Genomic DNA, 3,299 nt, shown 5'->3' with positions numbered 1-3,299 from the left:
TGGTGCGAACGTCTTAAAAATATAGTTAAAGTATTTTCATATTAGGTTTTTTTGTTTATTTTCGGGTACGTTACCGCTGCCTCATAAGCCCTTATTTAGCTTCGTCTGGGCGGGAGTCCTGATAGAATAAACCTAGGTTTTCTTTAAGCCTTTTAAATTGTTTTCTTACCCGATTTATATAAGCAGAATAATATCTAAGAATCTATTTTATGCTGGTTAAAAGGTACTTGTTGGTAATATTATGGGCTGTATTAGCCATAATGCAGGTAAGCGCCCGGCCAACCGACGATTCTGTAACCACCATTTCTATCACGGCTATTGCGGGTATGCAGTACGATTTGGCCCGCTTTCAGGTAAAACCCGGTGCCCGCGTAAAGTTAATATTTAGCAACGCCGATGATATGAGCCATAATTTACTCATAACCGCGCCGGGTGCCCGGTTGATGGTGATTAAAGCTGCGCAGCAACTGGAAGAAAAAGGACCGCTGCTGGGGTATATTCCTAAAACGCCGCAGGTATTGTGGGCGGTGCCGGTTATTTCACCCAACCAAACCAAGGCAATTACCTTTACCGCGCCGCAAAAGCCAGGCGTGTATCCGTACGTGTGCACCTATCCGGGCCACGGCTATATTATGTACGGAGCCATGTACGTGGCCAACAGTAATAACCTGCCGGATATTAAAACCGATGATAATATTCCGGAGGCCCGGCGCGTAGAAAATATAAACGCCATGGCGGCTAGTGTTACCGGTAAGCCAACGGCCCACGCGAATCATACCACCGAAAAGCCTGCCGCGGCGCACCCGTATACGCCGGTAGCGCCTTATTTGTACCGCGTTTTTATGGATGATGCTAGTCCGGCCGCGATTGCGGTAAGTTTACCCCAGGATATTTCGTATTGCTGGGATGCCGGTACCTGCCGGTTACGTTACGCCTGGCGTGGCGGCTTTGTCGATAATTCTGCCCTTTGGAAAGGGCATGCCGATGCCGTAGCCAAAGTAGTTGGTACTGTTTTTTACCGCGATAATGCTACTTACCCATTCCGGATTGGCAAAGTAGGAGAAGTACCCGAAGTGGAATACAAAGGTTACCGCTTAATAAACCGCTACCCCGAGTTTCACTACAGCCTAAACGGAACGGAGGTTTACGAGCTCATCCAACCCAAAGCCGATGGCAACGGCTTAATCCGCACTTTCCGACTGCCAAATGCGGTTAAAACCATTTGGTTTGACCCGGGGGTTACCGATGGTGCGGTAAAATTTGATGCCTCCCAAGGAAAATGGGAAAACGGTAAACTAAAGCTGTCGGCCAAAGAAGCCCAGGAATTTACCCTAACCATGACCCATTACGCGCTGGTTTTTAACAATAAAAAGAAGAAATAGCCCATGAAATTGCCGGTAAATCTGCTTCTTTTTTTAACCTTGCTCCTAAGCACCAGCGGCATACCGGCTACCGATATTCCGGCGCAGCCGGCTTATACCATCGAAAATATTCAGCTACCCGAAGGCTTAACCGGCGAAACCGGCGGCCTGAATTTTTTACCCGATGGCCGCTTGGTAGCATGCTTTATCCGGGGCGAAGTAATGATTTACAACCCGGTTACAAAAGTGTGGAAATTATTTGCCGAAGGCTTGCACGAGCCTTTAGGCATTCAGGTGGTAAACGAATCGGAATTTATTGTGATGCAGCGGCCCGAGCTAACCCGTATTAAAGATACCAACGGCGACGGCCAGGCCGACCATTACGAAAATATTACCGACGATTTTGGCATTTCGGGCAATTACCACGAGTTTAATTACGGTCCGGTAAAAGATAAAACGGGCAACCTGTATATCAGCCTGAATACGGCGTCGCCGGGCGGCGCTATCCGGCCCGAACTTCGGGGCAAACTAAATAAACTAGGCCGCGATACCATTCCGGGCTTGTACCAGATGTTTTCGGCGGTGCCTTACCGGGGCTGGGTCATGCAAATAACACCCCAGGGCCAACTGGTACCATATGCTTCCGGGTTGCGTTCACCCAACGGCTTGGGTTTTGATTTGGACGGAAATTTATTTGTAACCGATAACCAAAGCGATTGGGTCGAAACCAGTACGTTGTACCATGTTCAGGCCGGCAAGTTTTACGGCCATCCGGCTAGTTTGGTCTGGCAAAAAGATTGGAAAAGAGGCAATCCCTTTGTAATTCCGGAACCCGAGTTAGATAAAATGCGCACCAAAGCGGCCGTGTTGTTTCCGCAAGGCATTATGGCCAATTCGCCTACCCAACCCTTATGCGATGCTACCGGCGGTAAATTCGGGCCGTTTGCCGGCCAGTTGTTTGTCGGCGAAATGAACCGCGACCGGATTATGCGGGTAATGCTGGAGCGTGTGGGCGGTGAGTTACAGGGCGCTTGTATTCCGTTTATCGATGCCCAGGGCTTGCGCAAAGGCAATAACCGCTTAGCATTTGCTCCCGACGGCAGTTTGTGGGTAGGCCAGATTGCTTTTGGCTGGGGCGGCGACCGGGGCATTCAGCGGATCTCGTTTACGGGTAAGCCGCCCGTGGATGTATATAGCATGAACCTGACTGCCTCCGGGTTTGATTTAACGTTTACCCAGCCCTTAGAAGAAACTGCCGCTAAAAATCTGGCTAATTATCACTTCCGCCATTATTATTATCCTTATCATAAAAAGCCTAAAACCGAAGGCGTAGACCAATCTATTCAGGCCGATATCCAGGACGTGCCGGTCAAGAATATTCAGTTGTCACCGGACCGGAAAAAGGTATCGCTTACGCTGGACAATTTAAAAGCCGGCTACGTGTACGAATTAAAACTGGGCGATATTAAGAATACCGCCGGTGCGCCGCTGGCGAATAAACTTATCTGCTACACGCTAAATAACTTAAAAACAGGTAAGCTATGAAGCGGCGAAAATTTATTACGGGTGCTACTTTATCGGCTGCCGGGTTGCTGCTCTCGGGCAATATTAACGGCGCTAACCGGGTAAATAATCGGGCAGCATTAAGCAGAGATGAAGTAACAGCGGCTACTGACAATATTTACAGAGAAGTTAAAAAATACCGCAAAATAGATGCATATGCCAATGCTTACCCCAATAGTAATCTGGCCAAAATCCAGATAGAAATGGCCGATAAACTGGGCATCGAAAAGTTGTTTATCGCCTTGCCCATGGTAGATAAAAAATGGACACCGCCAGAGTTCCGGGAAGCGAATGATTTGGTTATAAAGGCGGTGCAGCAATACCCCGACCGGCTGGTGGGGCAGCTTACCCTAAACCCAACTTACCCAAAAGAGG

General features: G+C 48.6%; 2 protein-coding genes and 1 pseudogene. All 3 read left to right on the top strand.

Translation table 11 applies throughout. From position 1 onward, the window contains the following. The first annotated feature begins 209 nt into the window (after positions 1-209). A complete protein-coding gene (locus ACO1R6_RS15960) occupies positions 210-1,382 on the top strand; it encodes a plastocyanin/azurin family copper-binding protein (protein WP_486265959.1) in 1,173 nt (390 codons plus the stop codon). 3 nt (positions 1,383-1,385) lie between these two features. Continuing rightward, positions 1,386-2,906: a PQQ-dependent sugar dehydrogenase gene (locus ACO1R6_RS15955; RefSeq protein ID WP_486265958.1), complete on the top strand. Its 1,521-nt coding sequence runs from the start codon at positions 1,386-1,388 to the stop codon at positions 2,904-2,906. After that, a pseudogene (locus ACO1R6_RS15950) lies at positions 2,903-3,299 on the top strand (amidohydrolase family protein); the annotation flags it as partial. The gene ACO1R6_RS15955 and the pseudogene ACO1R6_RS15950, both read left to right, overlap by 4 nt.

Source organism: Adhaeribacter sp. (genome assembly GCF_057359045.1).
This window is presented reverse-complemented; position numbering and strand designations above follow the sequence as displayed.

What these genes read in the sequence shown, in the direction of transcription:
- ACO1R6_RS15960 (WP_486265959.1), top strand. Translation starts at nt 210, where the DNA reads ATGCTGGTTAAAAGGTACTTGTTGGTAATATTATGGGCTGTATTAGCC.
- ACO1R6_RS15955 (WP_486265958.1), top strand. Translation starts at nt 1,386, where the DNA reads ATGAAATTGCCGGTAAATCTGCTTCTTTTTTTAACCTTGCTCCTAAGC.